Source organism: Pseudomonas sp. MF08875, assembly GCF_059862525.1.
On the sequence record NZ_JCBCUW010000035.1, the window covers coordinates 1 to 25,128 of the forward strand.

23 protein-coding genes and 1 pseudogene are annotated in these 25,128 nt (G+C 54.7%); 15 read left to right on the top strand and 9 right to left on the bottom strand.

Going from position 1 to position 25,128, the window contains the following annotated elements; all coding sequences use genetic code 11:
- A pseudogene (locus AC19YT_RS19290) lies at window positions 1-119 on the top strand (IS30 family transposase); the annotation flags it as partial.
- 2 nt (window positions 120-121) lie between these two features.
- On the opposite strand, the gene AC19YT_RS19295 reads toward AC19YT_RS19290, so the two are convergent.
- Window positions 122-1,795 (bottom strand): DEAD/DEAH box helicase, encoded by a 1,674-nt coding sequence (locus AC19YT_RS19295; protein WP_500610842.1) that lies wholly within the window; start codon window positions 1,793-1,795, stop codon window positions 122-124.
- A 154-nt stretch (window positions 1,796-1,949) separates the two neighbouring features.
- On the opposite strand from AC19YT_RS19295, the gene AC19YT_RS19300 reads away from it, so the two are divergent.
- From AC19YT_RS19300 to AC19YT_RS19320, 5 genes are all read left to right on the top strand, one after another.
- Window positions 1,950-2,288 carry a hypothetical protein gene (locus AC19YT_RS19300; protein ID WP_044272843.1) on the top strand — a complete coding sequence of 113 codons (339 nt, stop codon included), beginning with the start codon at window positions 1,950-1,952 and terminating at the stop codon, window positions 2,286-2,288.
- A gap of 73 nt (window positions 2,289-2,361) precedes the next feature.
- On the top strand, window positions 2,362-2,682 hold the full coding sequence (locus AC19YT_RS19305) for a hypothetical protein (protein WP_152641147.1): 321 nt from the start codon (window positions 2,362-2,364) through the stop codon (window positions 2,680-2,682).
- A gap of 323 nt (window positions 2,683-3,005) precedes the next feature.
- Window positions 3,006-5,882 carry a DNA methyltransferase gene (locus AC19YT_RS19310; protein ID WP_044272845.1) on the top strand — a complete coding sequence of 959 codons (2,877 nt, stop codon included), beginning with the start codon at window positions 3,006-3,008 and terminating at the stop codon, window positions 5,880-5,882.
- A 150-nt stretch (window positions 5,883-6,032) separates the two neighbouring features.
- Window positions 6,033-6,959, top strand: a complete 927-nt coding sequence (locus AC19YT_RS19315) for a hypothetical protein (RefSeq protein WP_044272846.1) — start codon at window positions 6,033-6,035, stop codon at window positions 6,957-6,959.
- Between the two features lie 185 nt (window positions 6,960-7,144).
- Complete coding sequence (locus tag AC19YT_RS19320; RefSeq protein ID WP_044272847.1) at window positions 7,145-7,720, top strand: SHOCT domain-containing protein; 576 nt, start codon at window positions 7,145-7,147, stop codon at window positions 7,718-7,720.
- 46 nt (window positions 7,721-7,766) lie between these two features.
- Here AC19YT_RS19320 and AC19YT_RS19325 read toward each other — a convergent pair whose 3' ends face one another.
- From AC19YT_RS19325 to AC19YT_RS19340, 4 genes are all read right to left on the bottom strand, one after another.
- Window positions 7,767-8,228 carry a hypothetical protein gene (locus AC19YT_RS19325; protein ID WP_044272848.1) on the bottom strand — a complete coding sequence of 154 codons (462 nt, stop codon included), beginning with the start codon at window positions 8,226-8,228 and terminating at the stop codon, window positions 7,767-7,769.
- Window positions 8,229-8,240: 12 nt separating this feature from the next.
- Window positions 8,241-9,083, bottom strand: coding sequence for a ParA family protein (locus AC19YT_RS19330; protein WP_044272849.1), 843 nt, complete (start codon window positions 9,081-9,083; stop codon window positions 8,241-8,243).
- Window positions 9,084-9,421: 338 nt separating this feature from the next.
- Window positions 9,422-9,571: a hypothetical protein gene (locus AC19YT_RS19335; RefSeq protein ID WP_153430128.1), complete on the bottom strand. Its 150-nt coding sequence runs from the start codon at window positions 9,569-9,571 to the stop codon at window positions 9,422-9,424.
- On the bottom strand, window positions 9,568-10,566 hold the full coding sequence (locus AC19YT_RS19340) for a zincin-like metallopeptidase domain-containing protein (RefSeq protein WP_228394496.1): 999 nt from the start codon (window positions 10,564-10,566) through the stop codon (window positions 9,568-9,570). The genes AC19YT_RS19335 and AC19YT_RS19340 overlap by 4 nt, the downstream gene beginning before the upstream one ends.
- A 261-nt stretch (window positions 10,567-10,827) precedes the next feature.
- On the opposite strand from AC19YT_RS19340, the gene AC19YT_RS19345 reads away from it, so the two are divergent.
- Window positions 10,828-11,379: a hypothetical protein gene (locus tag AC19YT_RS19345; protein WP_052439784.1), complete on the top strand. Its 552-nt coding sequence runs from the start codon at window positions 10,828-10,830 to the stop codon at window positions 11,377-11,379.
- Between the two features lie 70 nt (window positions 11,380-11,449).
- Here the strand turns inward: AC19YT_RS19345 and AC19YT_RS19350 are convergent, their stop codons facing one another.
- Window positions 11,450-12,934, bottom strand: coding sequence for a site-specific integrase (locus tag AC19YT_RS19350; RefSeq protein WP_044272850.1), 1,485 nt, complete (start codon window positions 12,932-12,934; stop codon window positions 11,450-11,452).
- Between the two features lie 283 nt (window positions 12,935-13,217).
- Window positions 13,218-13,418: a YegP family protein gene (locus tag AC19YT_RS19355; RefSeq protein WP_095107202.1), complete on the bottom strand. Its 201-nt coding sequence runs from the start codon at window positions 13,416-13,418 to the stop codon at window positions 13,218-13,220.
- A gap of 331 nt (window positions 13,419-13,749) precedes the next feature.
- Between AC19YT_RS19355 and AC19YT_RS19360 the strand changes: the two genes are divergently transcribed.
- The 5 genes from AC19YT_RS19360 to AC19YT_RS19380 all read left to right on the top strand — a co-directional run bounded on the left by AC19YT_RS19360 (window position 13,750) and on the right by AC19YT_RS19380 (window position 18,661).
- Window positions 13,750-14,718 (top strand): glycosyltransferase family 2 protein, encoded by a 969-nt coding sequence (locus AC19YT_RS19360; RefSeq protein WP_500610843.1) that lies wholly within the window; start codon window positions 13,750-13,752, stop codon window positions 14,716-14,718.
- Between the two features lie 3 nt (window positions 14,719-14,721).
- Complete coding sequence (locus AC19YT_RS19365) at window positions 14,722-15,432, top strand: class I SAM-dependent methyltransferase (protein WP_095107206.1); 711 nt, start codon at window positions 14,722-14,724, stop codon at window positions 15,430-15,432.
- 13 nt (window positions 15,433-15,445) lie between these two features.
- On the top strand, window positions 15,446-15,829 hold the full coding sequence (locus AC19YT_RS19370; RefSeq protein ID WP_095107208.1) for a GtrA family protein: 384 nt from the start codon (window positions 15,446-15,448) through the stop codon (window positions 15,827-15,829).
- Window positions 15,826-17,934: a DUF6311 domain-containing protein gene (locus tag AC19YT_RS19375; RefSeq protein WP_500610844.1), complete on the top strand. Its 2,109-nt coding sequence runs from the start codon at window positions 15,826-15,828 to the stop codon at window positions 17,932-17,934. Before AC19YT_RS19370 ends, AC19YT_RS19375 begins: the two co-directional genes overlap by 4 nt.
- A gap of 355 nt (window positions 17,935-18,289) precedes the next feature.
- Window positions 18,290-18,661 carry a 5-carboxymethyl-2-hydroxymuconate Delta-isomerase gene (locus AC19YT_RS19380; RefSeq protein ID WP_500610845.1) on the top strand — a complete coding sequence of 124 codons (372 nt, stop codon included), beginning with the start codon at window positions 18,290-18,292 and terminating at the stop codon, window positions 18,659-18,661.
- 2 nt (window positions 18,662-18,663) lie between these two features.
- Here AC19YT_RS19380 and AC19YT_RS19385 read toward each other — a convergent pair whose 3' ends face one another.
- Together AC19YT_RS19385 and AC19YT_RS19390 are read right to left on the bottom strand one after the other, a co-directional pair.
- The gene (locus AC19YT_RS19385) at window positions 18,664-19,590 is read right to left on the bottom strand and encodes a LysR family transcriptional regulator (RefSeq protein ID WP_500610846.1); all 927 of its coding nucleotides are present in this window, start codon (window positions 19,588-19,590) and stop codon (window positions 18,664-18,666) included.
- Between the two features lie 87 nt (window positions 19,591-19,677).
- Window positions 19,678-20,589 carry a DMT family transporter gene (locus AC19YT_RS19390; protein WP_500596873.1) on the bottom strand — a complete coding sequence of 304 codons (912 nt, stop codon included), beginning with the start codon at window positions 20,587-20,589 and terminating at the stop codon, window positions 19,678-19,680.
- A 427-nt stretch (window positions 20,590-21,016) separates the two neighbouring features.
- Between AC19YT_RS19390 and AC19YT_RS19395 the strand changes: the two genes are divergently transcribed.
- From AC19YT_RS19395 to AC19YT_RS19405, 3 genes are all read left to right on the top strand, one after another.
- Window positions 21,017-22,399: a glutamine synthetase family protein gene (locus AC19YT_RS19395; RefSeq protein WP_095107218.1), complete on the top strand. Its 1,383-nt coding sequence runs from the start codon at window positions 21,017-21,019 to the stop codon at window positions 22,397-22,399.
- 175 nt (window positions 22,400-22,574) lie between these two features.
- Complete coding sequence (locus AC19YT_RS19400) at window positions 22,575-24,224, top strand: phosphoethanolamine transferase (protein WP_095107220.1); 1,650 nt, start codon at window positions 22,575-22,577, stop codon at window positions 24,222-24,224.
- Between the two features lie 206 nt (window positions 24,225-24,430).
- Complete coding sequence (locus AC19YT_RS19405; RefSeq protein WP_095107222.1) at window positions 24,431-25,084, top strand: class I SAM-dependent methyltransferase; 654 nt, start codon at window positions 24,431-24,433, stop codon at window positions 25,082-25,084.
- Window positions 25,085-25,128: the final 44 nt, after the last annotated feature.

A 25,128-nucleotide genomic window follows, 5' to 3' on the forward strand; every position in this document is an offset into this window, starting at 1 on the left:
TGACCGTCGAAGCCGTCAATCGGACAGTAGCGAGGATCAATCTACGCCCGCGCAAGCGCTTGGGCTGGAAGACGCCGTACGAAGTGCATACAGGGGTGAGCGTTGCACTTATGTGTTGAATTCAGGATTCGCCGTCCTGCTCGTTTTCTTCGTTCAAAAGCTTGCTGATTACGATTCTCTTGTTAGCGAGTGTCGATGCTATGTAGTCGTCGATTGTGTTTTCTACTACGACGTTGATGACGGACACTGAGTTTTTCTGCCCGATGCGGTGGCATCTATCTTCACACTGCATCATCTTGGCTGGGGTCCAGTCCATCTCCCCGAAATACACGGTGCTTGAAGCGGTCAGGGTGATCCCCTCTGAGCACGCTCTGATTGAGCCGATAAAGACCTGCGCATCGCCGTTTTGGAAGCCGTCAATCGACGCTTGGCGAGCTTTCTGGCTCATTGTCCCGTCTACACGCACAGCTTTGATGCCCGCCGCTGTGAGCTTGTTTTGCACGATGTCGAGCACATCCGCATGGTGAGCGAAGAATACAACCTTGCCTTGGCTCTCCACCGCTTCTTGAAGGTATTCAGCAACGATGGGCGCTTTCGCTATCGCAGTCTCTCTGCGAATTCTGCTGATCTGACTTCTGAACTCAGTCTTCATAGCTCTCAATTCCTCGAGCTTCTTGCTGTATTCATCTGTGCGCTTCTTGATTTTGCTCAACGCTGTCAAGATTGAGTTGTATTCTTTGAATGACTTTTCGATGAATTGACCTTCTGCACGGATGGCGAATTTGAAATCTGAGTTTGAGCTGTCGGTCGGAATCGCTAATGTTGAGTGAACTTTGTCAGGCAACTCACCCAACACATCTTTCTTCAATCTACGAATCATGCCAGCTTCTTTCAATTTTGATTGAAGCTCGTCAAGATTTTTCAAAGAGTCAGGATCTACTTTCTGGAAATGACCGCTGCAGTATCTGTATCCAAATGAGCCGTATGATTTGAACGCAACCGGATCAAGCTTATTGGCGATGGTGAAAATCTCGAATGGGTTATTCAAAAAGGGCGTGCCGGTTAGAGCAAAGAAATTCTTAGACTTGATCTTCAATGCTTCTTCGGTTCTCTTGGATTTTTCATTCTTGAGATAGTGTGCTTCATCGAAGATGATGTAGTCATATTCTACTAATGCGAGTGTCGCCGCTTTCTTCGCTATCAAGTCGTAGTTCATAACGTCGCAGATAATGTCGGAAGTTGATAAGCCTATTTTGCTACCAACAACGCTCACAGCGTTTCTCAAATCATCGTTCACAAGCCATTTGCTAAGCTCACGCTTCCAGTTAGTTTTGAGTGTTGCCGGGCATATCACAAGCACCTTTTTAACGTTAGGCTTTGTGTTGATTACTCCAATTGCTTGGATTGTTTTACCAAGGCCCATCTCGTCTGCGAATAACGCACTGCCTTTCTTCGAAGCGTATTCGATTCCCGCTTTCTGATATGGTAGATAGTCGAGGCCGACTGGGGCAGGGGCTTTAAATTTCGATGCCACTTTTGAAGCTGCTTTGAGATTCGCTTTCAGCGCTTTCTCTTCTTTTTCGTATTGCTCTGTGAAGCTGTCTGACATCTCATAAACGAATTTCTCTTTCTTAAGCGTGTCGATTAGATTCTTCGTTAAAATAATGCTGTCTGTATACCAGCATTTTGCTTTTTTCTCCCATTTGAATCCAGCATCTTTCGGATAGTCTTTGTATTCGAATACTGTGTGACATTGGTATTGGTTGTTGTTGAACTCCATTTTTAAGATTGACATTAATAGCACCATTTGTTTTTATTATCGGAGTTTTTTTCATCTCCTTACTTAAGTTATACCATTTTATTTTTTGAAAATTGTCGCTAAGCTGATATTTTTACGACAAATATTAAAATAATTATGTTATGTTATGATTATAACAATTGAGATTTAAATGGATTATTATGCAAAGATTAAAGTTAGAGGGTATGATTTTCTCTGTGTGAAATTTAGACATGCAACCCGCATCTACCTTGCTATCAATGAGGACGGGGAGCTTAGAAAAATCCCTGTGCTTGGTCATAAAACCAGTAGCAAGGGTAAGCAGCTTTACTATTTCGCCGAGTGCAGTAATGGGCAGGGTGCCGAGATTGAGCTTCAACGCTGCAAGCTTTACAGCGGAGCGTATAAAGCTTTAAGGGAGCTGTATCAGGGGCTTGATGACCTTGTTGAAAATAACAATAAATACGTCGATGCGCTCGAAAAGGATTTGAGAGGGAGATATTTGCCCTAATGCCTCCTCGTCAGCCTTTCAAATGTTATCATTAAAGTAAGCAAGAAATTGTTCTTGTGAAACGGTAATGACTATGAGTAAAACGGATTATGAAAAAATAAAAGATTTAAGGTTTGATGCTGAGTATCGCTCTCAACGATTTCGCAGAGCACGCTATTATTTGATGAGGGACGGACAGCGTGTTATTCACGAAGGCGAAAAGGTTTTTGTAGAATTCCCTGACAATGGAAAATCGAAGAAGCCCGCCGAAGTATCACAGGAATCTGGCGCGTGGTATGCGTTGAGAGACTTGTTAGCGAAGGCAGTTGAGCTTTCTCCGAAGCCCAAGGCTAAGCCTGCGAAGGTCGAGAACGCTGACACGAAGCTCCAGCGTAAGAGAACCCCGAAGCCCTGACAGGGCTTTTTTTCTTGGAGATTACTGATCGCTCCGCACCCAGCGTAGCAAGATGGTGGAGAAGGTGCTCAAGGGCCGGTTCTTCGACCATACGACAAGAGGCGTTGGCTTTCAGCGACCTTACCTGTGCCGCACTGGCCTACCCATTGCTCTGTCTCACCTCGATGCTGCAGGAGTGGTTCGGTTGAGGTTGGGCACTCACTTTCCGGCAGACGAATGTGATCATTCGGGGTAGCATGATAGCCATTTGACCCTTCGCAAACCTTTAGCCATATGGAAGAGCCGTTGCTCAACCGGCGTAGTTATCACAGGAAGTCAGGTTTATGCAGCAGAAAGAACTGCTTATTAGGAATTTCGTGGAATGGTGCGAAAAGCACATTAAGGGCGACGAAAAGGGCGAGGCTCAGATATTTCTTGACCAACTTTTCAGAGCATTTGGCCACGAAGGGTTTAAGGAAGCAGGCGCTACCTGTGAAATGCGAGTAAAGAATGAAAAGAAAGGAACCAGCTTCGCTGATCTGGTATGGAAACCTGTTGTTCTTGTAGAGATGAAAAAGCGCGGCGAGGATCTCTCCAAGCATTATTCACAAGCATTCACATACTGGACAAGACTTGTTCCGAATCGACCAACATATGTGGTGCTATGTAATTTTGATGAGTTTTGGATTTATGATTTCAACTCTCAGATGGATAGCCCGGTGGATAAGGTTAGTCTTCAGGAGCTGCCTGAGAGATTCGGTCCACTCGCTTTCCTTTTCAAGAAAACGGAAACCCCACTTTTCGGGAACCATCAAGAAACAGTAACTCGAGAAGCCGCTGATAAATTGGTTCAGCTTTTTCGGTCGTTGATAGATAACGAAGTGCCGCGTCCATTAGCTCAACGATTCACGTTGCAGGTTCTGATGGCACTTTTTGCTGAAGATATCGGATTGCTCGAAAAGTATTTTTTCGCTCGGCTCCTCGATGATTGCACAACACCTGAAAAATCGTATGACCTAATCGGCCAGCTCTTTACTCAGATGAATACCCCCGGCGTTACCGCTGCGGGGCGATACAAAGGTGTCCCATATTTTAATGGCGGACTATTCGCCGTGCCTGCGGAAATTGAACTCACAGAAGAGCAGGTCACACTACTCAGAGAGGCTGCGAAATTTAACTGGTCACAGGTTCGTCCTGAAATTTTCGGTGCCATTTTCGAACATAGTATGGACGCAGAAGAGCGGCGAGCTTTTGGTGCCCATTATACCAGCCCCGTGGATATCATGAAGGTCGTAGGGCCTACTATCGTAGAACCATGGCGAGCACGTATCGACTCAGCAAAAACTTTGAAAGAGCTTGAGATTCTTCTGCGGGATATTGAAAGCTTCAAGGTTCTGGACCCAGCGTGTGGTTCTGGGAATTTCCTATATACAGCGTATAGAGAAATAAAAAGGCTGGAAGCAAGAATTTACGAGAGGATGGGTGAATATAAAAGCATCGACGCCTCTCAGCGAACATTAGGTTTTGTAACAAGTAAAAACTTTTTTGGGTTGGATGTAAATCCGTTCGCTGTTGAGCTGGCGAAAGTAACTATGATGTTGGCTCACAAGCTTGCTATTGATGAGCTTCATGTTCATGAGCAAGCCCTGCCTCTCGACAATTTAGATTCCAACTTCCTTGCTGTTGATGCTTTGATGACTGATAGTGGGGAACGCACGGTTTGGCCGGAAGTCGATGTAATTATTGGTAATCCTCCTTTCTTGGGTGCTAAATTACTCAAGCCCAAGCAAGGCAGCACTTATGTTAAGAAACTACGCAAAGCTTATCCTGAGATTCCGGGTATGGCTGATTTTTGTGTGTATTGGTTTAATCGCTCCGCTGAGCATTTAGCTACCTGTCAGCAGAAAAATTGGTATGCTGGGCGTGCAGGGTTAGTAGGAACCCAAAATATTCGAAGCAATGCCAGCAGGGTCGGTGGGTTGGATGTTATTTGCACCAGTGGGACAATTATAGAAGCTGTAGATAACCAGCCATGGTCTGGTGAGGCTAACGTCAATGTCTCAATTGCAAATTGGATCAAAAGCCATGATGCGTCTTTGATACCTGTTAAGAAACGACTCTGGCAAAAGATTAAATCGAGCACTCCAAAGGTTCGAAAACCGCGAGGAACCGGTCAAGCAAGTAAAGAGTTTGAACTGGATACAAGGTTGGTGGACCACATCAATGCCTCTCTATCCGACAAAATTGATCTTGGTGGCACCTTCAAGCTAAAATGCAATGACGATGTTATAGTGTGTCAGGGTATCACTCCCGGCCACGATGGCTTTCTCATAAAAACTGCACAAAAGGCCTCTGTTCCTGCCGAAGAGCAGCGCTTACTTCATCCTTATGTCATTGGGGCTGACTTGCTATCTGGTCGCTCCGTGTATCGCTATATAATTGATTTCGAAGAGTCAGATATTACTGAAGCCGCAAAGGCAAAAAGTTTGTTCAAGCACCTCGAAGTGAATGTCCTGCCTGATATGCTGAGCAAGGATGAGGATTCGGAGCGCTCGACTTCGGTGGATTACTGGTGGAGACACTGGCGCGCTCGGAAAGAGTTAATTTCCGGTATCGCCACTATCCCGAGATATTTGGCTTGTTCTCGTGTCACCAAACGGCCATTGTTCTTTTTTGTCGACTCCCAGCTTCGTCCCGGTGACGCTCTGCAAGTTTTTGCGTTAGCGGATGACTACAGCTTCGGAATCTTGCAATCCAGCGCGCATGCTGAATGGTTCGTAGCAAAATGTTCAAATCTTACGGAGCGACTCCGTTACACTGCAGAATCAGTTTTTGAGACATTCCCTTGGCCTCAAACCCCCTCCAATAAAGATGTAGAAGCGGTAGCCGCCGCAGGGCGTGCGCTCAGAGAGGTTCAGTTCAAGGCCGTTAGTGGTGTGACAGGTGGTCTGAGGAAGCTTTATAAAACGCTCGATCTCCCCGGCAAAAACCCACTTAAGACGGCGCAGGAGTTACTTGATGCGGCAGTTCTGAATGCTTATGGATTTAAGAAGTCTGATAATGTTCTTAGTAAGCTTTATGATCTGAATTTGTCCGTTGCTAATAGCATTGGTTCGAATAAGCAGGTTACAGGGCCGGGTGTCCCTGAATCATACCCTAACCCTGCGTCATTGCTCACCACTGACGCTTACGGTATGTCTGGGCTAAAAGGTTTTGAATAAGCCATAATATTGACCTGCACTATGGTAGCCTCCTTAATAAAGAGGCTCCCAATCGTCTGCATACTATCCACGGTAATATTTGAGAATGTATTGAATCACAAGAAGCACTATTCGTGGTCAATACGAAACATAGGGTGTTAGGGGCTATAAATGCAGATGATTAATCCTACACACATTCGCTTCATCAAACTCGGTGAGGGCGGCGAGTGGGAGGCTTCCAGCATTGCGGAGAGGGTCATCAGGCTCGGGTATCACAGCCCACATCACCAGGATTCACTCGACGGCAACTGGGATGCGGTCAGGCGCTTTTGGTTGAAAGCTCGTGGGGGGAAGGAAGGCCCTACGACAAGCTCAGTGAATCAGATCCGTGCTTTCTACGAGCTTCCAGAGAGCTGCCTGTGGATCACGTTTTACAAAAAACGTCTCTACTGGTGCTTCGCTGAAGCGAAAGTCACTGAGCTGTCTGACCAGAGCCGTATACGTGAAGTGATTGGCCAGTGGTCCTCATGTGACATCCACGGCCAGCCTCTGCGGGTTGAGAATATTGATGGACGTGTCACGAAGGTGCAGGGCTATCGGGGGACGATCTGCGCAGTTGATATGCAGGATTACCTAATCAAAAAAATCAATGGCCACACGATTGATGAGGTTCAGGCGGCCAAGGACTCCTTGCAGCGGCTCAGGGATGAGGTAGAAGAGCTGATCAAAGGATTGTGGTGGCACGATTTCGAGTTGTTGATTGACCTGATTTTTTCCAAATCCGGCTGGCAGCGTTTTTCCGTGCTTGGCAAGACGGAGAAGGATATTGACCTCGACGTGTATTCACCAGCTACCCAAAAGCGGGCTTTTGTGCAGATTAAATCATCCACATCGAAATCTGATTTTGAAAGCTATTTGAAATCTTATGACGAGTATGAGCAGTTTGACGAGATGTATTTTATTTATCACACCTGCAAAGGTGACTTGGCTCCGACCGTTGGAGAGCGAAAAGATATACATATATGGAATTTGAGCCGTATTGCTCGTCTTGTCGTAAACTCTGGTCTGGTGGAGTGGCTGATTAACAAACGTTCGTGAGTGATCGTATTCTGAGGTGCTCTGTGTTGGATGTTATGACAGAAAGTCCAGCAGAAATATTTCGATTCAACACAAGCGCGCAGGGATTAATAATCTTGATTGAGTGAAGTTGGTTGGTATTGTTAATGCGCCACTATTCAGGTTATGATTACCCCTTTTTTCGACTCACTAATAAGGACTTTGGAATGAGTAACACGCCTTTGACAAGCACAGACCATAGCAAGATCGTGCTTTTTGCCCTGCTGATGATGCCGACTTTGTTTTTTGTAGGAGTCCTGCCCGTCCTGTTTCTCATAATCGGCTTCTTCATGCTTCGCCGGACGAAAGATTTCTCATACGTCGAATTGGCTGTTCGTGGCGCAGCGATTTATATTTGGATAGGCGTTGCACTTTGTGCGGGTGTAGTGGTTTGGCACGGTCTCACTGGTGATAGGTCGAATACTTACCGGCGGGAATATAATGAAATGATGATGCAAAATTTTGCTTTCGCAGGAGCCGTTGCGTTTGGTTATAAGGTCGCACTCACAAAGCTTCTTTACGAACCGCTTCTCACGCACAAGGAATGGGTTGAGCAAAATGGTGTGTTTGCCAGTAAACCAAAAAATCCAGAATCGTCAGAGATTGACATTATCAAAGGTGAGCGCTTGAAGTCGTTCTCCGTAGCAGATGAGCTGATTAAATGGGCGAAGCTGAAGGACGATGGACATATCTCTGAGCAAGAATTCAATGACGCTCGTAAGAAACTGCTGCAGCGTGACTGATTGAGTAGATAACCTAAACCCGCCATCTGGCGGGTTTTGAGGTGAGTTAGCTGAGATATTCTTCGAGCGACTTGTCTGTAAGTGCTAAGAGCTGATTAACCTCTGATCGTCTCGTAGCGATAAACTCTGCTTTGTCGATGAGCTTTTTCAGATCAGGATTGCCCTTTGCAAGAATTTCGAGGACCATCATCTGATCGACTTTTGCTCGCATGTTCTGCGCCATCGCCCCGGTTGGTTCGTTCTGTGTCATTTCCTTGTAGATGTTCTCAAGCTCAGTGCTTGATTCCGTGACACGCACGCTGACGTAGCCCTTTGCTTTCGTGCCATCTGGCTTGAGAGCGAGGTAGGCTGCAAGCGGATGCGCTGTTGTAGCTGCTACTGATGACGCTTCAACGTCACGCATGATCGCTGCTTCGAGCTTACTCAACGCTGGGGTAGGGGCTGTGCTTGCAGAGGTTTGAGCTGCGGAGTCTGTCTTACTGATGAGGTTTTTGAATGTGTTGTTCATGTTCGATTCTCCTTATTGAGTGATGGTTTGGGATTTTTTGGTTTCTGCGAGAGCTTCAATTTCTTGGAGAAGGTTGAAAAACTCATTGGTGGCTACGCGAGAAAACTGGTTGTCCAGCTCGCACACTGACAAGCCCCTATCAGATGCGTTACGCACGGGCTGACGCTCGCTCACTTGCTCTTTTAGCAAAGGCGCAAATTCGAGATATTCAGATCCAAGCTTGCGCGTGATATCTACACGCTTATTGTCGATGGCTTTTTGACTGGGCATTTTGTTGATGAGGACGTGAGTCTTGAAAACTGTGTCGAGCGTAAACCCATCTCGGGCCGCCACTTTCTGCAAGCCCTGAATCAAAGCTTGGCAGTGGTGCTTTGTGTTGTAGTTGATGCGAGAATCTTTGAACATGAAGACAAACACGTCTGCGAGGCGTGCAATGCGCGCATAGCCGTTATCAAGCTCGCCATTAGGTAAGTCAATAATGATGTCGTCGTAGTGTTGGAATCCACGTAGGAACATTGGAATGTCTTCGTCCAGCTCAAAGCTTTTGACTTCGATTTGAGGCATGTCCAGAATCGCTTGAATACGGTTTTCGTATTTTTTCACCAAACCTTTGTGGAGAGTGGCGTCAATCTTCGCCTCAAGCTCCGCGATTTCGGCAGCTCGCTCTTTATCACGGGCATCAACAAGCTCAGCAACGGAGTGCTGCTTGTCGAGGTCGATCACAATGCACTTGCGGCCGCGAAGCGACTGCATAACTGCAAAATTGAAGCTTGTGGTAGTTTTTCCTGCTCCGCCATTTTGAGAGCCAAAAGCGATTATGTTAGGTTTTTTCGAGAATTGCTGTGCAATAGTCATGAGAATGTTCTCCATTTTAATATTTAGTTTATTTAGTTATACCATTTGGATTTTCTAAATCTGAACGTAATCAGAAAATAATTTGGAATTTTCTGAATGCGTTCTGAAAATAATGGCGATTGTTCTGAATGCGTTAGAATTCTGTTCTGAGTCTGTTCTGAATCAAATTCTAATCTGTTCTGATTCCGTTCAGAATGAAATCTGAAACGGATCATGAATTGATCAACGCTCAGGCTCAAGCTAAAGATCAAGTGGAAATAGAATATCGGGATATCGAAAGCGCGTGGCTTAGAATTTCTGGATATCAGAAATGAAAACGAGCCGTTACGGCTCATTTCTCAGTGGACGATTAACTCGGGAGGGTAGTGCAACGCTGGCTGCTGCTTAACCTTTGTGATTTCGAATTCTAAGATGATTTCTCCGTCGCCCAGCATTTCAAGAAGCTCATCGTCGTCTTCAAGTATTTCTCTTAACTCTTCGTTTCTCATATTTTCACCTCGTTGCGCTTTTTATTGTTTGATTTTTCAGGCTCTGTTTCACGCTCTGCGGCAAGCTCAGCCCTTACAGACTGTCCGGCTTTGAACGTCTCTGGCACGGGCAAGGCGGGGTTTGCTTCAAGCTTGAGACTGAGGTCTTGCTCGATCTTGAAAATCATCTCGCTCGCCGCTCGGTCGGCATCGTTCGCAGCTTCAAAGATTTTCTGTGGAGAGTCGCTTAATTGAGCTGCCCAGCCCACGTCATACGTGTTGTGGTTCGCTACGAATGCGTTGTCGAGGTCGCTGCGCTCGTCGTCGTTCATGCGTAGATTGAAGTGCTTCAAGACTGCTTGAGCTGCCAGATTCGCAACCAGCTCTTCATAGCCACGAAACGCCGGGTCTTCTGCGTAGCGGGCAAGGCTTTCTCTGTTCTTGCGACTGCTGTGCCCGTAGCTGTGTGCTACCTCATGTGAGAGAGTTGATAGCTCCTGCAAGCGGCTCTTGAACTGCGCAGAAGGGGCGAGGTTCACGAAGTCGAGGGAAGGGGAGTAGTAATTGCTTGCGCCTTCGGCGCTATTGCTGCGGCGCAGCTTGGTCGGCATCGTGTCTACGAGCGACTGAAAGACAGTCTCGACTTCTGCCGAGGTCGGAGTCTTTGCGTAAGCGTCGATCAGCTTTTGGAAGCGAGTAGGTAGCTCGCCAGTAAACTGTTGAAGATTGAAGACTGGGGTTAGCTTGCAAGCACGGCGGTAGACGGGCTTTGGCTTACCATTTTCGTCCAGAATTTCTACGACTTGGCCGCTATCGTCTCTCGTCTTTGCGTTGCCCATCGACATGCCAAAGCGGTGGACCACGAAATCGGCAGTCTCGCCCTTGTTGCTGAGCTTCGCCGCATAGCCTTGGCTGGCGGTGAGGAAAAATGGAAAGTCGTAACCTTTCTCAGCGGTCAGCTCTGACAGTAGAAGGCTGTTCTCAACGTTGTAGATCGTGCCGCTGGCCGGGTTCATGAACCTCGTCCTAAACACGGGGGCAGTCCACGGCAGGCGGTCTTTGTATTCCTCGTTCACTACGCTGCTGAAAATTGACTCTGCTCGTGCTTTCAAAAAAGCGTCAGTCTTCTCCTGAGCGGTTTCTATGATTTCTTTCTTTTCTGCGTATGTCTTACGCTTCTTTGGATTTGCATATGCCATTATCGGTGGATTTGTTTATAGGCATATTGTAGCATTTGTCAGTGGTAGACATTTATGGAAAGATAGGGATTGTCATTAATGAAAAAGATGTTGGCTTCAAATCTACTCGTTTTGTCCTCTGTTGCATTCGCTTTTAATGCCTTTGCAGCCCCGCCAAAGGAAGCCATTGAGGCGAACTCGGGCTATGATAAAAAAGGAACCAGTATCTCTGTTCAAGGGGTAGGTAATAAGGTTCTTGAGCAAGCCTCTAAATCAAAATATTTGGTAATTAACCGAAACGATGTCGAGTATGCTTATTCGATTAGGAAGTTGGGCTCGGGTGATGTTAAATATGTGGGTAAGCAGAGTGATATTGATGGTCTTGTCTTCCTTGAGGTGATTGGTTACAAGGATGGTAAACAATTGAATAACCAGCTTACTGTCTATCGGCCAAGTAAATACAAAAACGCTATTTACTTGGAGAAATTTGATCGAAATGAAAATCGGCCCTACCAGTTTGATTTGAGCGTAGACTCTGGTGGGAATGTGATGATAATAAATAAGTTGAATGATGTTACATATTTAACTCCGTCAGATAAGCTTAAAGCGCCGGTTTCTATTACAGAGAAAGGTAAGAAATTCGTCCAGTAGGTGGTTCGAGTAATCCTTTAAGAAGTATGAATCTGTGCCATTCCACTTGAGCTACGCCCAAAGGCGTAGCTCAAGTTTGTGACTCGCCGCATTTTAGGGTATAGCTCAGATTGGAAATGGCTGAAAGCTTTTGCTTAGGGCTTGGTCCTGCGCTGTATACGTCAAATGTCACTGTGCCGGTTTCATGCCCAACGATTGAGGCGATGAGGATTCCGGGCACGTCTGCACGCTGAAGCTGCGTGATGACTGTCTTGCGCAAGCTGTGGAACACGTATTGCCCGTTGTAGCTCAATCCGGTTTTGAGTCTGCCAAACTGCTTGCTGAGCGCATCGCTGCGATTCCCATACTTGTTCCCCGCAGGGGATTTGATCAGATAGTCGTCGTCCGATTCTGCGATTAGCCTTTCCACGATGCTTTTGAGGGATTCGTGGATAGGGATGAGACGAGTAGAGGCTTCTGTTTTACTGTCGTAGATCGAGAAGCACTGAATCCCTTCCTCCGAGATCACGTCCGACTTTTTCAACCGGCAAAGCTCTTCGATTCGTGCCCCTGTATACGCACCCAAGGCGATGAGATCTGCGAGCGTCTGACGGTCCTGATTCAGGGCTTCGGCATGCAGCTTCTGCACGTCTTCCGGGCTGAAAGCCCTACGCTCGGTGGTGGGGTTCTTCTTGCCGCGTTGCGCAGCGAATTCGTGCATCTCGAAGGGCGACTGTTCTTTGCTGTGAATCTTTTTGAAGCTCTCATCGTGGCGTATCGCCCATTTCCAGAAGCTCGAGCCTGCAAACAACACCTGCTTTTTCGTCTTGTCGGCTATTGTCAGAGTCGTGAGGTATTCGGAAATACTGTCGTGTTTCAGCTCTTTCTGGTTTTTCTCAAGCCATTCTTTGATGAGGTTCAATCGCTTGACCTGCATATCTACAGTCTTCTGAATGATCCCTTTCGTTTTGGTTTGGTAGTTCTCGAAGGTGGTCAGGCGAGAGGCGGTGATGGGGGACTTGGCTTGATAGGACTTCGGGTCTTTGAGTATTCCAGCAATGTCTGCTTTGTCTGATGGCGTCAGGCGCATACCGTCGAAATGGCGGTTGAGGTTGCCGGATACGAGCTTTTGCATGTCTTTCGATAGCTCAAGCGGGTCAGCTTCCCGGCCAACCTCAAAATGCCGCAAGATCCGCTCTGCATCCTCGTTGTCTTCAAGCCATAAGTGGTCATCCAGCGCTTGCTGAGCATGGATATTTTCCGGCTTGTATTCGAGCATGCCCGTTGTGACAGACCCCATCACGAGGTTTGTGTAGAGAGTGTCGAGATGCTCGGTGAGCTGTTTGGCTCTTAACCGCAGGTCTTCAACGTCGATTTTCCCGCCGTTGCGTGCAGTGGCAATCAGATCGCTCCACTGGGATAGGTAGGGGGCTTTGCGCTTCTGCGCTTCAGTCTTGGAGCCTGTTTTTAGGCTGGCAGTGAACTCACGGCGATTGAGAGCAGGGCGGGCATCCGCAGGGATCGTGAGTCTGACGTGCCATGTGCCGCTTCGAAGCACCAGATTGTCACTTGCCATGATGGGATTTTCCGCTTGCCAATATGGCCCGGATCGTAGATCATTTTTTTAGCGTTTTGTAGCAAAATTTTGTAGCAAAACGGGCCGAAGGGCCAATGAATACGGGGTTTAAAGGCGTTGAGGGGTGGGTTCGGAAAGTCCCTATCTCTCCGCCATTATTGAATAAGACTAAGCCCCTGAAATGGTTAAACATTTCAGGGGTTTTTTCGTTTCTGTATATCAGTTTTGCATGCCCTAAGGCCCCGCCAGGAATGGACGGGGCTTTTTGGTTTATACGTTGCGCTCAGCGGGCGGCGACCTCTTTTACTGGGGTGTCACGGTGGGTGCTGACGATAAGGGTGATGGCGTGTAGGCAATCGGCCTTGTTGTGGTAGGCCTCGCCGCTGGCGATGGGCTCATGGTTGCCGGCTTTCAAGCGCCAGCGCCATTGGTTCAGGCCGGTCAGGCTTGTGCCAGTGGTCTGTTGGTAGATCTCAAAGTACATGGGGCTGCTCCTTGCAGTTGTTGTGGGGTGACAGGCGCCTGGCCTGTGGGAAAGAACCTTAGCTGCCGACCTCAATACGGCCAGGTCGCACCTGTTAGCAATGGTGAGGGGATATTGCCTATGAAGGTTTGAGGCAGAGGGCATCTAGGGGGAAATCTCCGACAACTTCGGCGAAATGAACGCCAGAAGCGAAAAAACTGCGGGCCAATGCCCTTGCCAGCCCCGTTCGCCTGCTGCTTAATACGACGCTCCTTGGGGGTGTAATCGGCGCTGTAGAGCGGCCGGCCAAGGTTCTGATTGATAAAAACTCATATAAAAAAAGAGCAATCAATTGACCCATGCGCACGTAACAGGCCCAACCACGCCGCTGACGCTTTCTCTGGTGGTGCCGGTCTTCAACGAAGTCGAGAGCATCGACCTGTTCATCGCCCGTATCTCTGAGGTTTTTCGCAGCCAGACGCAGGTTGCGGTGGACATCGTGTTCATCAACGACGGCAGCACCGATGGCACCTTGGAGCTGTTGCTGGAACGCCAGCAGCACGACCCGCGCCTGACAATCCTCGACCTGAGCCGTAATTTCGGCAAGGAAGCGGCCCTCACTGCCGGCCTGCAATACGCCGCTGGGCAAGTGGTGGTGCCGATTGATGTCGACTTGCAAGACCCTCCCGAAGTCATCCTGCAAATGATCGCCCTGTGGCGCGAGGGCTTTGAAGTAGTGCTTGGCCACCGTGTCAGCCGCGACAGCGACTCCTGGGCCAAGCAGGTTTCGGCCAATGGTTTCTACCGCCTGCACAACCGCATCGCCGAGCAGAAGCTGCCGGAGAATGTCGGTGATTTCCGCCTGATGGACCGCTGCGTCGTCCAAGCCCTGCAATCGCTGCCCGAATCGCGACGCTTTATGAAAGGCCTGTTCGCCTGGGTTGGGTTTCGCACCACCTACGTGGACTATGTGCGCCCGGCGCGGGCGGCGGGGGCGACCAAGTTCAACGGTTGGCGGCTGTGGAATTTCGCCCTGGAAGGCATCACCAGTTTCAGCACCGAACCGTTGCGTATTTGGACTTACCTGGGCCTGGGGGTGTCGCTGATTTCCTTTGCGTTCGCCATTTTCATCGTGCTACGGGCGTTGATCCACGGCATCGACCTGCCTGGCTACGCCTCGCTGATGGTGGCGGTGACCTTCCTCGGTGGCCTGCAATTGATCGGCATTGGCGTGCTCGGCGAGTACCTGGGGCGCACTTACATTGAATCCAAGCGGCGCCCGGTGTTCTTGGTGCGGCGTATCTACAGCACTAAGGGTTGACCGATGGACCTCAAGGAAACCGACATCCTCGGTGCGAGCATTAACCAGCACTGGTATTACCGCTCCAAGGCCCGCGCGCTGACGCGGTTTTTGCAAGGCCAACCGGCCCGGACCATTTTGGATGTGGGCGCAGGCTCCGGGTTTTTCTCCCATCACCTGCTGACCCACACCGCGGCCCAAGAGGCCTGGTGCGTGGACATCAGCTACGACGCCGAGTCCGACGCCACGGTCAGTGGCAAACCGGTGCACTACCGCATTGGCGTCGATCAGGTAGAGGCTGACCTGGTGCTGCTGATGGACGTACTCGAACACGTAGACGACGACGTTGGCCTGCTGCGCGCCTATGTGGACAAGGTGCCCTCGGGCAGCCGCTTCCTGATAAGTGTGCCGGCGTTCCAAGCCCTGTGGAGCGACCACGACGACTTCCTCGAACACAAGCGCCGCTACACCCTCAAGCACATGGAGCAGGTGGCCCGCGACGCGGGTTTGCAGGTGCGCCACGGTGCCTACTACTTTGGCTTGGTGCTGCCGATTGCCGCCGCCCTGCGCCTGATGCCCAAAGGCCAGCAACCAGGCCCGGCGCGCTCCCAGCTCAAGGCTCACCACCCGTTGGTCAACGGCATGCTTACAGCGATGTGCAGCTTGGAATTGCCCCTGATGAAAGCCAATCGCCTCGGCGGTTTGACGGTGTTCTGCCTGGCGCAGAAGCCGTGACGGGGCGCCCGGCATGAGCCGGTCGCTGCCGTTGCTGTGGCACCGCGCCCTACGGTTTGGCTTGACCGGGTTACTGGTTACTGGCCTGCATGCCATCACTGCCATCGTATTGATCGAGTGGCTGGCCCTGGCGCCGCCCTTGGCCAATGGCGTGGCCTTCGCAGTGGCGACGGTGGTTTCCTACGTGGTCAATACAACGTGGAGTTTTTCCAGCCAGTTGCATGGGCGCACCTTGCGCCGCTTTGTCTGCGTGTCGGTGGCCGGGTTCCTGCTGGCGATGCTGGTGGCCTGGGTCGCGCAGCGCTGCGGGCTCGATTATTTACTGGGCATTCTGGCCGTGGCGCTGGTGATTCCGGCGTTCACCTTTGTGCTGCATAACTTCTGGACGTACCGATGAAGGCGTTAGCCAAGCACTTGGGTTTTGACGCATTGGCGCTGCTGCTGGGGGCGTTGGCGTTTTTCATGGTGGTGGGGCCGCGGGTGCTCGACCCGCAGAACATTGCCTGGCTCGCGTCGGGCGACCCGGCTACCCACTACCTGGGCTGGGAATTTTTCCGGCAGGGGCCGTGGACCTTTCCGTTGGGGCTGAACCCCGGCTATGGCCTGGAGTTGAGCAGCTCGATCATCTTTTCCGACTCCAACCCGCTGCTGGCGTTTGTCTTCAAGCCCTTTGCCAGCCTATTGCCAGCGACGTTCCAGTATTTCGGCCTCTGGCTGCTGCTGTGCTTTGCCCTGCAAGCCTGGTTCGCCTTCAAGTTGTTGGGGCATGTCACTGCCAGCCCCGTGCTGCGCCTGTTGGGGGCGGGGCTGTTCGTGTTGTCGCCGCCATTGATGCTGCGCATTGGCGGGCACTTGTCGCTGGTGGGGCATTTTCTGATCCTGGCGGGGCTGTACCTGGCGTTCCACCCGGCGTTGCGCAGGCGGCGCCTGGCCTGGGGCGCTTTGCTGGTGGTCACCGCGCTGGTGCATTCCTACTTGTTGGCGATGGTCGCGGCGTTGTGGGTCGCCGACCTGCTGGGCAAGGTTGTGCAAAAACAACTGCCACGGACCCAGGCCTGGCGTGAGCTGGCCCTGATGTTCGCCTGCGTGGCGCTGGCCTGCTGGCAAGCGGGTTACTTCAGTGTCGGTAACGGCACGGTCAGCGGTGGCTTTGGGCTGTATCGCCTGAACTTGCTGTCGATCGTCGATTCCAGCGGTTGGTCTTACGTGCTCAAGGATTTGCCCGAAGGCGCCGGGGATTACGAAGGCTTCAACTACTTGGGGCTGGGGGCGATTTTTCTTGTCCTCTGCGCGCTCGTGCCGATGCTGCGGGGCAAGGCCCGGTTGCGCGAATTGTTCCACGGGCGCCTGATGCTGGGGCTGATGTTGCTGGCCCTGACGCTGTTCGCCATTTCCCACCAGATCGGCCTCGGTCCGTGGGCGCTGCGCCTGCCGATCCCGGGTTTTGTCGAAAACCTGGCCAACGTGTTCCGCGCCTCGGGGCGGATGTTCTGGCCGGTGTTCTACGTAATGATCTTCGCCGCCGTGTTCCTCGTGGTGCGCGGTTGCTCGCGGCGGGTGGCCACCGGGCTGCTGGCCTTGGCGCTGGTGATGCAGGTGCTGGACACCCGCGCCGGTTGGACGGGCCTGCGCCAGACCCTGATGGCCGCGCCGGCCTCGCAATGGCCCAGCCCCCTGATCGACCCGTTCTGGGAGCAGGCCGGCGCGCACTATAAAAAGGTGCGCTGGGTTCAGCCGCAAAACACCCCGCCGGCCTGGTCGGTGCTGGCCAGCTACGCCGCGGCCCATCGCATGGGCACCGACGCCGTGTACCTGGGGCGCATGAGCAAGACCGCTCTCAAGCAGATGAAGCAGAAAACCGCGACCGCCATCGCCAGCGGCCAGTACGAGGCGGATTCGCTCTACGTCCTCGACGAACCAAGCGTGCGCCAAGTGGCCAGCAGCCTGAACCGCAGCACCGACCTGTTGGCCCGCATCGACGGCTATACCGTGCTGGCGCCAGGCTGGAAGCATTGCGCCACCTGCCTGGCGGCCCCGGCCGAACTCGACCCCCACGCCCTGATGCCCACCCAGGAGGCGGCGAGCGACATCCTCGGTTTTGCCCAGGGCAACCCCGGCACCGCTTACCTGCTCAGCGGTTGGTCCGGGCCGGAAGCCTGGGGCACCTGGTCCGATGGCGACAGCGCGCAACTGCTGTTCAAACCCGCCGGCCCGGTGCGCGCCCTGCGCCTGGAAACCCGGGCACTGGTGATCCCCAGCCATCCGCACCAGGACGTGCAGTTCAGCGTCAACGACGTGCCGGTGCGCACGGTGCGGCTGATTAAATTCGACGGTAACCAGATCGACCTCGACCTGCCCGCCGCCGCCCAGCAAGCCATCGCCCGCGAAGGCGTGGTGCGCCTGGCCATGACCTTCCTCAACGCGGTCAGCCCGCAGGAGCTGGGCCTGGGCGCCGATGATCGGCGCTTGGTGCTGGGGATCAAGACGCTGGCGGTGCAGTAATGGCTATCGATGCCTAGCGTTCACATAGCTGGGCGCCAGCATCGCGCTGTTTCTACACTGGGTTTTCCGGGGGCGTGGGGCTGGCGATGAACCGCAACGAACTGCGCAAAACCGACGCCTGCGCAGCCTGTTCAACGACCCGCTGTTTAACTGTGTCGGCCACCGCATGGAACCCACGGCGCGGGCCGAAGCGATCATCCAGCACCTGGCGCCGGCGCTGGATTGCGCTAAGGGGCCTTCCACCGTTGCCACAGAGTGGGAGCGAGCCTGCTCGTGATGGCGTCCTGCGCTTGCCTGCCACCGCCCCACCCCGTATACCTGTGCTCTTTCGCCACGCACCTGAAGGAGCCGCGCCATGCCTCACTTGCACCTGGAATACACCCCCAACCTGCCTCAGCTGGAGGTCGATAAGGCCTTGTTGCGCCTCAACCACACGCTGGTGGCGTCCGGGCAGTTCGGCGCGGAGTTCGATATCAAGAGCCGCGCCGTGCCGGTGGGGGCCTTTCGCGTCGGCACAGGGCTTGGCGAGCGCGGGTTTGTCGCGGTGAAACTGGCGCTGCTCAGCGGCCGCTCGCCGCAGATCAAGAAACAACTGTCCGAAAGCCTGTTGGCGGTGTTGCAGGACCTGTGCGAATGGCCGGCCCAGGTGCAGGTGCAGGTGCAGTTGAGCGTGGAAATCATCGACATCGACCGCGACGCCTACTCCAAGGTCGCCGTCGGTGTCTGACCTCAGATCAGGCCCCCGTCCGCGCAGGCCTTGACGATCTGCTCGCGCAGCCACTGGTTGGCGCTGCCGGGGTCGCCCCACTGCATGTACAGGTTGAACCCCGGCAAGCCGTGGGGCACCTCGCGGCTGGCGAAGGCATCGGCGCTGGCCAGGAGGCGGTGGATGCGCCGGGGCATGGTCACCACCAGCGGGCTGTCGGCGATCATTTTCAGGGCCGCGCCGTAGCTGTTGGTTTGCGCCACGAACTGGCGCTTGTGGCCCTGGCGGGCGAGCCAGCCGTCGATCATGTTGGTGTCGGACGTCCAGGGCGTAGGGAACACGTGGCGGCGTTCGAGAAAGCCTTGCAGGCTCAGGCGCGCCTCGGCGGGCGCGGCGGCCTTGGCGAACACGCAGACCAACTCATCCTCCACCAGCACCTGGCACTTGAAATCCGGGTGCGGCGGGTGGAAGTCCGGGCCGAACCCCAGCACCAGGTCGAGGCGGCCATCGGCCAGTTCCTCGCTCGGCGCGTGGCTGTCGAGTTTGCGCACATTGATGGTCACCCTTCGTTGCTCGGCATCGAAATGGCGCAGCAGGCGCGGCAGCACCAACAGCTCGAAGTACTCCGGCGCGCACAGGTTGAAGGTCACGGCCTGCTGGCCCGGGTCATAGGCGGCCAGGCCCGAATGGCACAGGTTGATGCGCTCGATGATCTGGCGTAGCGGTTCGAGCATGGCGCTGGCCTTGAGGGTGGGCAACATGCCCGCGCGGGTACTGATGAACAATTCGTCATCGAACGCCCCGCGCAGTTTCTTCAGGCAGTAGCTGACGGTGGACTGGCTGACGTGCAGGGCCTCGGCCACGGCGGTGACGTTCTGCTGTTCATGCACGGCGATGAACACCATCAGGTCCTGCATGTCGAGTTTGCGGAGGGCGTTGCTAGTGAGCATCCATGGCTTCCCGGGCGGCACTTGCGCCCTGATGGCGCGACAGTGGCCAGAGGGTAGCGCAGCCCGGGGCGCTACGAGAATGCCTTTTTATAGGCTCACCGCAACGTTACGCCGGCTGGCCATCACCAGCGCCAGCATGCCGGCGCCCACCAGCACGGCGCCCAGCCACTCCAGCGGTAGCGGCGCCTGCTGCAACCGCAGCCAATTGAACAACGTCAGCAGCAGGGTGCTCAGGTAGATGTAGGAAATCACTGTGGCCGGGGCGATCACGCCGATGGCGCGGTGCAACAACCAGAACGTGCCGAGGGTGGCGAACAACGCCAGGTACAGCAGCCACAGGCCATCGCCCAGGGTCAGTTGGGTGGCACTGCGCCAACCGCCGTTTTGCAGGCACAGGGCGAACAGGAACAGCGCACCGAACAGCATGTTCCAGAACGTCATCGCCACCGGCCCACGGCCCTGGAGTGCACCCGCCTTGAAGCGTTGGCTCAGGGGCGAATACAGCGCCATCGCCAGGCAACCGGCGCCGTATACCAGCACCGGGTACAGCGACGGCCACTGCCCGGGGCCGCCGCCCTTGAGGATCAGCAGCACCGCCCCCAACGCCGCCACCAGCATCGGCACCAGGCGCCTCCTTGCGTGTGTGCCCGGAATCAACAGCACCTCGCACAGCAGCGTCAACAAGGGCACCAGGGTGAACAAGGTGCCGGTATTGGCCGCCGAGGCATACCGCAGCGCCTCGAACAACGTGCCGAAATACACCGCCAGCAACAGCCCCAGCACCCCGTGGCTGGCCGTGGCGCGCCACGTCAGGCGCGCCGCGCCTTGCCACAGCAGCATCGGCAGGAACAACAACGCCGACAGCAACAGGCGCAATGCGGTGAGGAGGATAGGGTCCACGCTTTGCCCGACCTGCGCTGCGGCAAAAAACGACGCGGCGATCAATACGGACCAGGCCAGCATGCCGACATGGGCCGAAGTGAAACTGATGTGCTTCATGAAGTAAGCCTTGAATGAGAAGGCGCCGATTAGGCGACGCCCCGCAGCGCCGGGCAAATCAGAAAGTCTGGGGTGCTATCGAGAAAATGGGTTGCGGTGTATTCCTTGGTCTGAATGTTTAGTCCAGACATCAGCAAAGTTCTTCAAGTATGAATTTAACGAACTATCGCCCCGTGTGACGCTGCGGGCCTTCTGTTGCCCTTGGTTGCTCCCATGGACGCTTGGTTCGTCGCACTGCAATCCCCGGCCCTTGGCGCGTGTTCGCCTGGGGCGGTGCCTGCGCCGTGCCTGTGCGCCTTGCCCTCGCAATTGGCTTTTTGGGCGCTGTGGCATTGCCGCCATGCGCGCCCGCCGGATGCCTGCCGTTCCCGTTGACCTGCGGCCAGCCCCTCGTGCTGGCCAGACGCGAACCCATGAGAGCCTCCCAATGAGCGTTGCCCCCACCCTGTTTGCTAGCCGCGAAGAAGCCCAGTCATTCCTCGACCACAACCCCGATATCGAACTGTTCGAGCTGTTCATCCTCGACAGCAACGGCGTGCCCCGGGGCAAGCTGCTGCATCGCGATGAACTGCTGGCGGTGTACGACAGCGGCCGGCCGTTGCCCAGCACCATCCTGGGCCTGACGATTAATGGCGATGACGTGGAGGATTCCGGCCTGGTGTGGGACGTGGGCGATATCGACTGCCGCGCCTATCCGCTACCGGGCAGCTTGCAGCGCCTGCCGTGGCGCCTGCTGCCGACGGCGGCGGTGCAGGTCAGCATGCATCCCCGGGAGGGGCTGCCGGCGGCCGTGGCTGACCCGCGCCATGTGCTGGCGCGGGTGATCGATGGCCTCAAGGCCGATGGCTATTACCCGGTGATGGCGGCGGAACTGGAGTTCTACCTGCTCGATAGCCAGCGCGATGCCCAGGGCCGCCCGCAACCGGCGCTGGATGCCGACGGCGGGCGCCCCCGAGCGACCCAGGTGTATGGCCTGCGGGAGTTGGAGCAGATCGAACCCTTCCTCGCCGACCTCTACACCGCCTGCAAACTGCAAGGCATTCCGGCGCGCACGGCGATCTCCGAATACGCCCCAGGCCAGGTCGAGATCACCCTGCAGCACCGCGACGACGCCCTGCAAGCCATGGACGACGCGGTGCGCTACAAACGCCTGGTCAAAGGCGTGGCCCACAAGCACGGAATGACCGCGTGTTTTATGGCCAAGCCGTTCGATGACCTGGCCGGCACGGGCATGCACCTGCACGTGAGCCTGGCGGATGAACACGGCCACAACCTGTTCGCCAGCGAAGCCCTCGATGGCACGCCGCTGCTGCGCCACGCGGTGGGCGGCATGCTCGCCACCTTGCTCGACTCCTTGCTGCTGTTCTGCCCCAACGCCAACTCCTACCGGCGCTTCCAGAGCAACAGCTACGCGCCGCTGGCCGCCACCTGGGGCGTGGACAACCGCACCGTCAGCCTGCGGGTACCTGGTGGGCCGGCGTTTTCCCGGCACATCGAACACCGCATCTGCGGTGCCGACGCCAACCCCTACCTGGCGGCAGCGGCGATCCTCGCCGGCATCCATCACGGCATCCGCCAGCGCCTCGACCCTGGCGCGCCGGTGGAAGGCAACGGCTACGCCCAGGCCAAAGAGCTGCTGCCCACCGATTGGCTGACCACCCTGCGCGCCCTCGAAGGTTCGGCCTGGGCCCGGGAAGCCTTGGGCGCGGAGTTTTTGCGGGTGTACCTGGCGGTCAAACGGGCCGAGTACCGCCAGTTCATGGGGCAAGTGGGCGAACAGGATTGGCGCTGGTACCTGCACCAAGCCTGAGGCGCCAAACCTTCGTTAAAAAGCCGCCAGGGCAAAATACTGGCGGCTTAATTATTCCTTACTATCTTTTTCACGAAACATTGATGATTGCCTGCTTAAAGTTCGTGCTGTCGTAGCCCGTGATTATGTTTGTTGCGCGCAGGCGGCACTTCTTTCAAGGAATAAGCAGATCATCATGTCAACGACTAAAGCCGTGCGCCCAGAATGGGTGACGTTGGTTGCCAGTGCCTTTTTATTAGTGGCCTTCAACATTACGTTATGGCAGCACCTGTTCGCGATTACCGCCACGGGCGGCCAGGGTTTTGGCCTGCGCGTGGCGTTCGGGGTGATGATCGTATTTGCGTTTAACCTGGTGCTGACGTTGTTGGCGTTTCGTTATGTATTTAAGCCGCTGTTGATTCTGTTATTCATGATTAGCGCTGGCGTGGCCTATTTTATGGCGCAATACGGGGTGTTGATCGATACCGGTATGGTACGTAACTTCGCCCAGACCAATGCCACGGAAGTGCGTGATTTACTGTCCTGGAAGTGGCTGGCTTATATAGTGGGCTTGGGTGTAATACCGTCGCTGATCGTGTGGAAACTTCCAATTAGTTATCGCCCCTGGCCCCGCGAGTTGTTGTTTAAGTTGCTGGCAGGTGTCGTGTCGATGGCAGTGATTGGTGGCGTGGCGTTGGTCAACTATCAGGGCCTGTCGTCGCTGTTTCGCAACCACCACGAACTGCGCCTGATGCTGGTGCCGAGCAACTACATAGGCGCTGCGGCGGGGCTGCTGCGCGAGCAAGCGGCGGCGGCCGGCCGGTCTTTTGTGGCCATCGGCGAAGACGCGCAAAAGAACCCCACCTGGCAAACCCACGGCCGTAAATCGCTGACGGTGTTGGTGGTGGGCGAGAGCGCCCGGGCGCAGAACTTCGGCATCCTCGGCTACGAGCGCGATACCACCCCGCAACTGAACAAGGAGAGTGGGTTGATCGCCTTTACCGACGTGCGCTCCTGTGGCACCGAGACAGCGGTGTCGGTGCCGTGCATGTTCTCCAACATGGGCCGCAAGGGCTACGACGCCAGCCAGGCGAAAAACCAGGAAGGCCTGCTGGACGTGCTCAAGCGCGCCGGGCTGGAGGTGATCTGGCGCGACAACCAGTCCGGCTGCAAGGGCACGTGCGACCGGGTCACCCTGCAAGATGTCAGCAACCTCAAGGACCCGCAGTTGTGCGCCAACAGCGAGTGCCGCGACGAAATCCTCCTGCAAGGCTTGCAGCAACTGATCGACAGCCTGGCCAAGGACACCGTGCTGGTGCTGCACCAAATGGGCAGCCACGGCCCGGAATACTTCAAGCGCTACCCCAAGGCCTACGAGCGTTTCACCCCGGTGTGCGAAAGCAATGCGCTGAACAATTGCAGCCGCGAAAGCATCGTCAATGGCTACGACAACACCCTGGTCTACACCGACCACGTGCTGGCGACCCTGATCGACCTGCTGCGGCGCAACCAGGACAAGGTCGATACCGCCATGCTGTACCTCTCCGACCACGGTGAGTCGCTGGGCGAGTACAACCTGTTCCTCCATGGCACGCCCTACATGCTGGCGCCGGACCAGCAAAAACACGTGGCGATGCTGGCTTGGTTTTCCGACAGCTACCAAAAGAGCTTTGCGCTGGACACCCACTGCCTGCAGTTGAGCCGCGACAAACCTTTGAGCCAGGACAACCTGTTCCATTCCATGCTGGGCCTTTTGGAGGTCAGCACCCAGGTGTACGACGGCAAACTCGACCTGTTCGCCGGGTGCCGCACGCCGGTGCTCGATGGCGTGCTGGCCGGCCAATAAACACCGTAGCCAGCGTGCTGGCCGGCGCAGGGTTGCGCAGCGACCCCAAAGCATCCGGCAACACCGCGTACTCAGGCCCTGAGAAGCCTGGGAGTGCTGCGCGGGCAAGCCCTCTTGTTACGACAAAGCACATGCGCTCACCTTTTTTTCACCTGCCAGCGGCTAACCTGCCGCTTCCATGACCCTTACCTTCGAGTGTTGGCTTGATGTCATCGCAGTCACCTTCCACCGTTGAGCATGAATTCGCCGAGCGTTACGAGCGCGAGCACGCCAGCACCTGCCTGGAGGCTCGGCCGCTGGGCCTGGGCCAGCGCCTGGCGCAATGGCGTGACGAACAACGGGTGCGTGGCGCACTCAAGGCTGCCGGGGAGCCGGGGTTGATCCTGGACGTGGCCTGTGGCGCGGGGCTGTTCTGGCCGGTGCTGGCCGAGCACGGCAACCGGGTGATCCTGGCGGCCGACAACTCCCCGCAGATGCTCGACCACGCGCCCATCCACCACCCGCGTGAAGTGCTGGCGCGGGTCAAGACCTTCCACAGTTCGGCCTTCAGCCTCGGCCTATCGGCCAATGCCGTCGATTGCATCTTCTGCATGCGCCTCTACGCCCACATGCTCAACGGCGAGCATCGCCTGGCCTTGCTGCGCGAATTCCACCGGGTCAGCCGTGACACGGTGATTGTTTGCGTGCGCCTGCTGGGGGGCCTTGACCTGGGCCGCGTACGCGATGAAAACCCCTTGCAGGGCAGCAAAAACCACATCGAAAAGGAATTCAGACAAGCGGGATTCGACATCGTCAGTCATCAGGATTTTTTCCCCGGCCTCGCCTTGTCGCGGGTTTATGTCCTGAGGAAGGCCAGTTAGGGCTGGCTTGTAGGTCTATTCTTCAGCTCTTGAAGGTTTTTTCC

Bases quoted from the DNA above. Each gene is read 5' to 3' on its own strand.
- AC19YT_RS19295 (WP_500610842.1), bottom strand. From the start codon at position 1,795: ATGTCAATCTTAAAAATGGAGTTCAACAACAACCAATACCAATGTCAC.
- AC19YT_RS19300 (WP_044272843.1), top strand. From the start codon at position 1,950: ATGGATTATTATGCAAAGATTAAAGTTAGAGGGTATGATTTTCTCTGT.
- AC19YT_RS19305 (WP_152641147.1), top strand. From the start codon at position 2,362: ATGAGTAAAACGGATTATGAAAAAATAAAAGATTTAAGGTTTGATGCT.
- AC19YT_RS19310 (WP_044272845.1), top strand. From the start codon at position 3,006: ATGCAGCAGAAAGAACTGCTTATTAGGAATTTCGTGGAATGGTGCGAA.
- AC19YT_RS19315 (WP_044272846.1), top strand. From the start codon at position 6,033: ATGCAGATGATTAATCCTACACACATTCGCTTCATCAAACTCGGTGAG.
- AC19YT_RS19320 (WP_044272847.1), top strand. From the start codon at position 7,145: ATGAGTAACACGCCTTTGACAAGCACAGACCATAGCAAGATCGTGCTT.
- AC19YT_RS19325 (WP_044272848.1), bottom strand. From the start codon at position 8,228: ATGAACAACACATTCAAAAACCTCATCAGTAAGACAGACTCCGCAGCT.
- AC19YT_RS19330 (WP_044272849.1), bottom strand. From the start codon at position 9,083: ATGACTATTGCACAGCAATTCTCGAAAAAACCTAACATAATCGCTTTT.
- AC19YT_RS19335 (WP_153430128.1), bottom strand. From the start codon at position 9,571: ATGAGAAACGAAGAGTTAAGAGAAATACTTGAAGACGACGATGAGCTT.
- AC19YT_RS19340 (WP_228394496.1), bottom strand. From the start codon at position 10,566: ATGAACCCGGCCAGCGGCACGATCTACAACGTTGAGAACAGCCTTCTA.
- AC19YT_RS19345 (WP_052439784.1), top strand. From the start codon at position 10,828: ATGAAAAAGATGTTGGCTTCAAATCTACTCGTTTTGTCCTCTGTTGCA.
- AC19YT_RS19350 (WP_044272850.1), bottom strand. From the start codon at position 12,934: ATGGCAAGTGACAATCTGGTGCTTCGAAGCGGCACATGGCACGTCAGA.
- AC19YT_RS19355 (WP_095107202.1), bottom strand. From the start codon at position 13,418: ATGTACTTTGAGATCTACCAACAGACCACTGGCACAAGCCTGACCGGC.
- AC19YT_RS19365 (WP_095107206.1), top strand. From the start codon at position 14,722: ATGGACCTCAAGGAAACCGACATCCTCGGTGCGAGCATTAACCAGCAC.
- AC19YT_RS19370 (WP_095107208.1), top strand. From the start codon at position 15,446: ATGAGCCGGTCGCTGCCGTTGCTGTGGCACCGCGCCCTACGGTTTGGC.
- AC19YT_RS19375 (WP_500610844.1), top strand. From the start codon at position 15,826: ATGAAGGCGTTAGCCAAGCACTTGGGTTTTGACGCATTGGCGCTGCTG.
- AC19YT_RS19380 (WP_500610845.1), top strand. From the start codon at position 18,290: ATGCCTCACTTGCACCTGGAATACACCCCCAACCTGCCTCAGCTGGAG.
- AC19YT_RS19385 (WP_500610846.1), bottom strand. From the start codon at position 19,590: ATGCTCACTAGCAACGCCCTCCGCAAACTCGACATGCAGGACCTGATG.
- AC19YT_RS19390 (WP_500596873.1), bottom strand. From the start codon at position 20,589: ATGAAGCACATCAGTTTCACTTCGGCCCATGTCGGCATGCTGGCCTGG.
- AC19YT_RS19395 (WP_095107218.1), top strand. From the start codon at position 21,017: ATGAGCGTTGCCCCCACCCTGTTTGCTAGCCGCGAAGAAGCCCAGTCA.
- AC19YT_RS19400 (WP_095107220.1), top strand. From the start codon at position 22,575: ATGTCAACGACTAAAGCCGTGCGCCCAGAATGGGTGACGTTGGTTGCC.
- AC19YT_RS19405 (WP_095107222.1), top strand. From the start codon at position 24,431: ATGTCATCGCAGTCACCTTCCACCGTTGAGCATGAATTCGCCGAGCGT.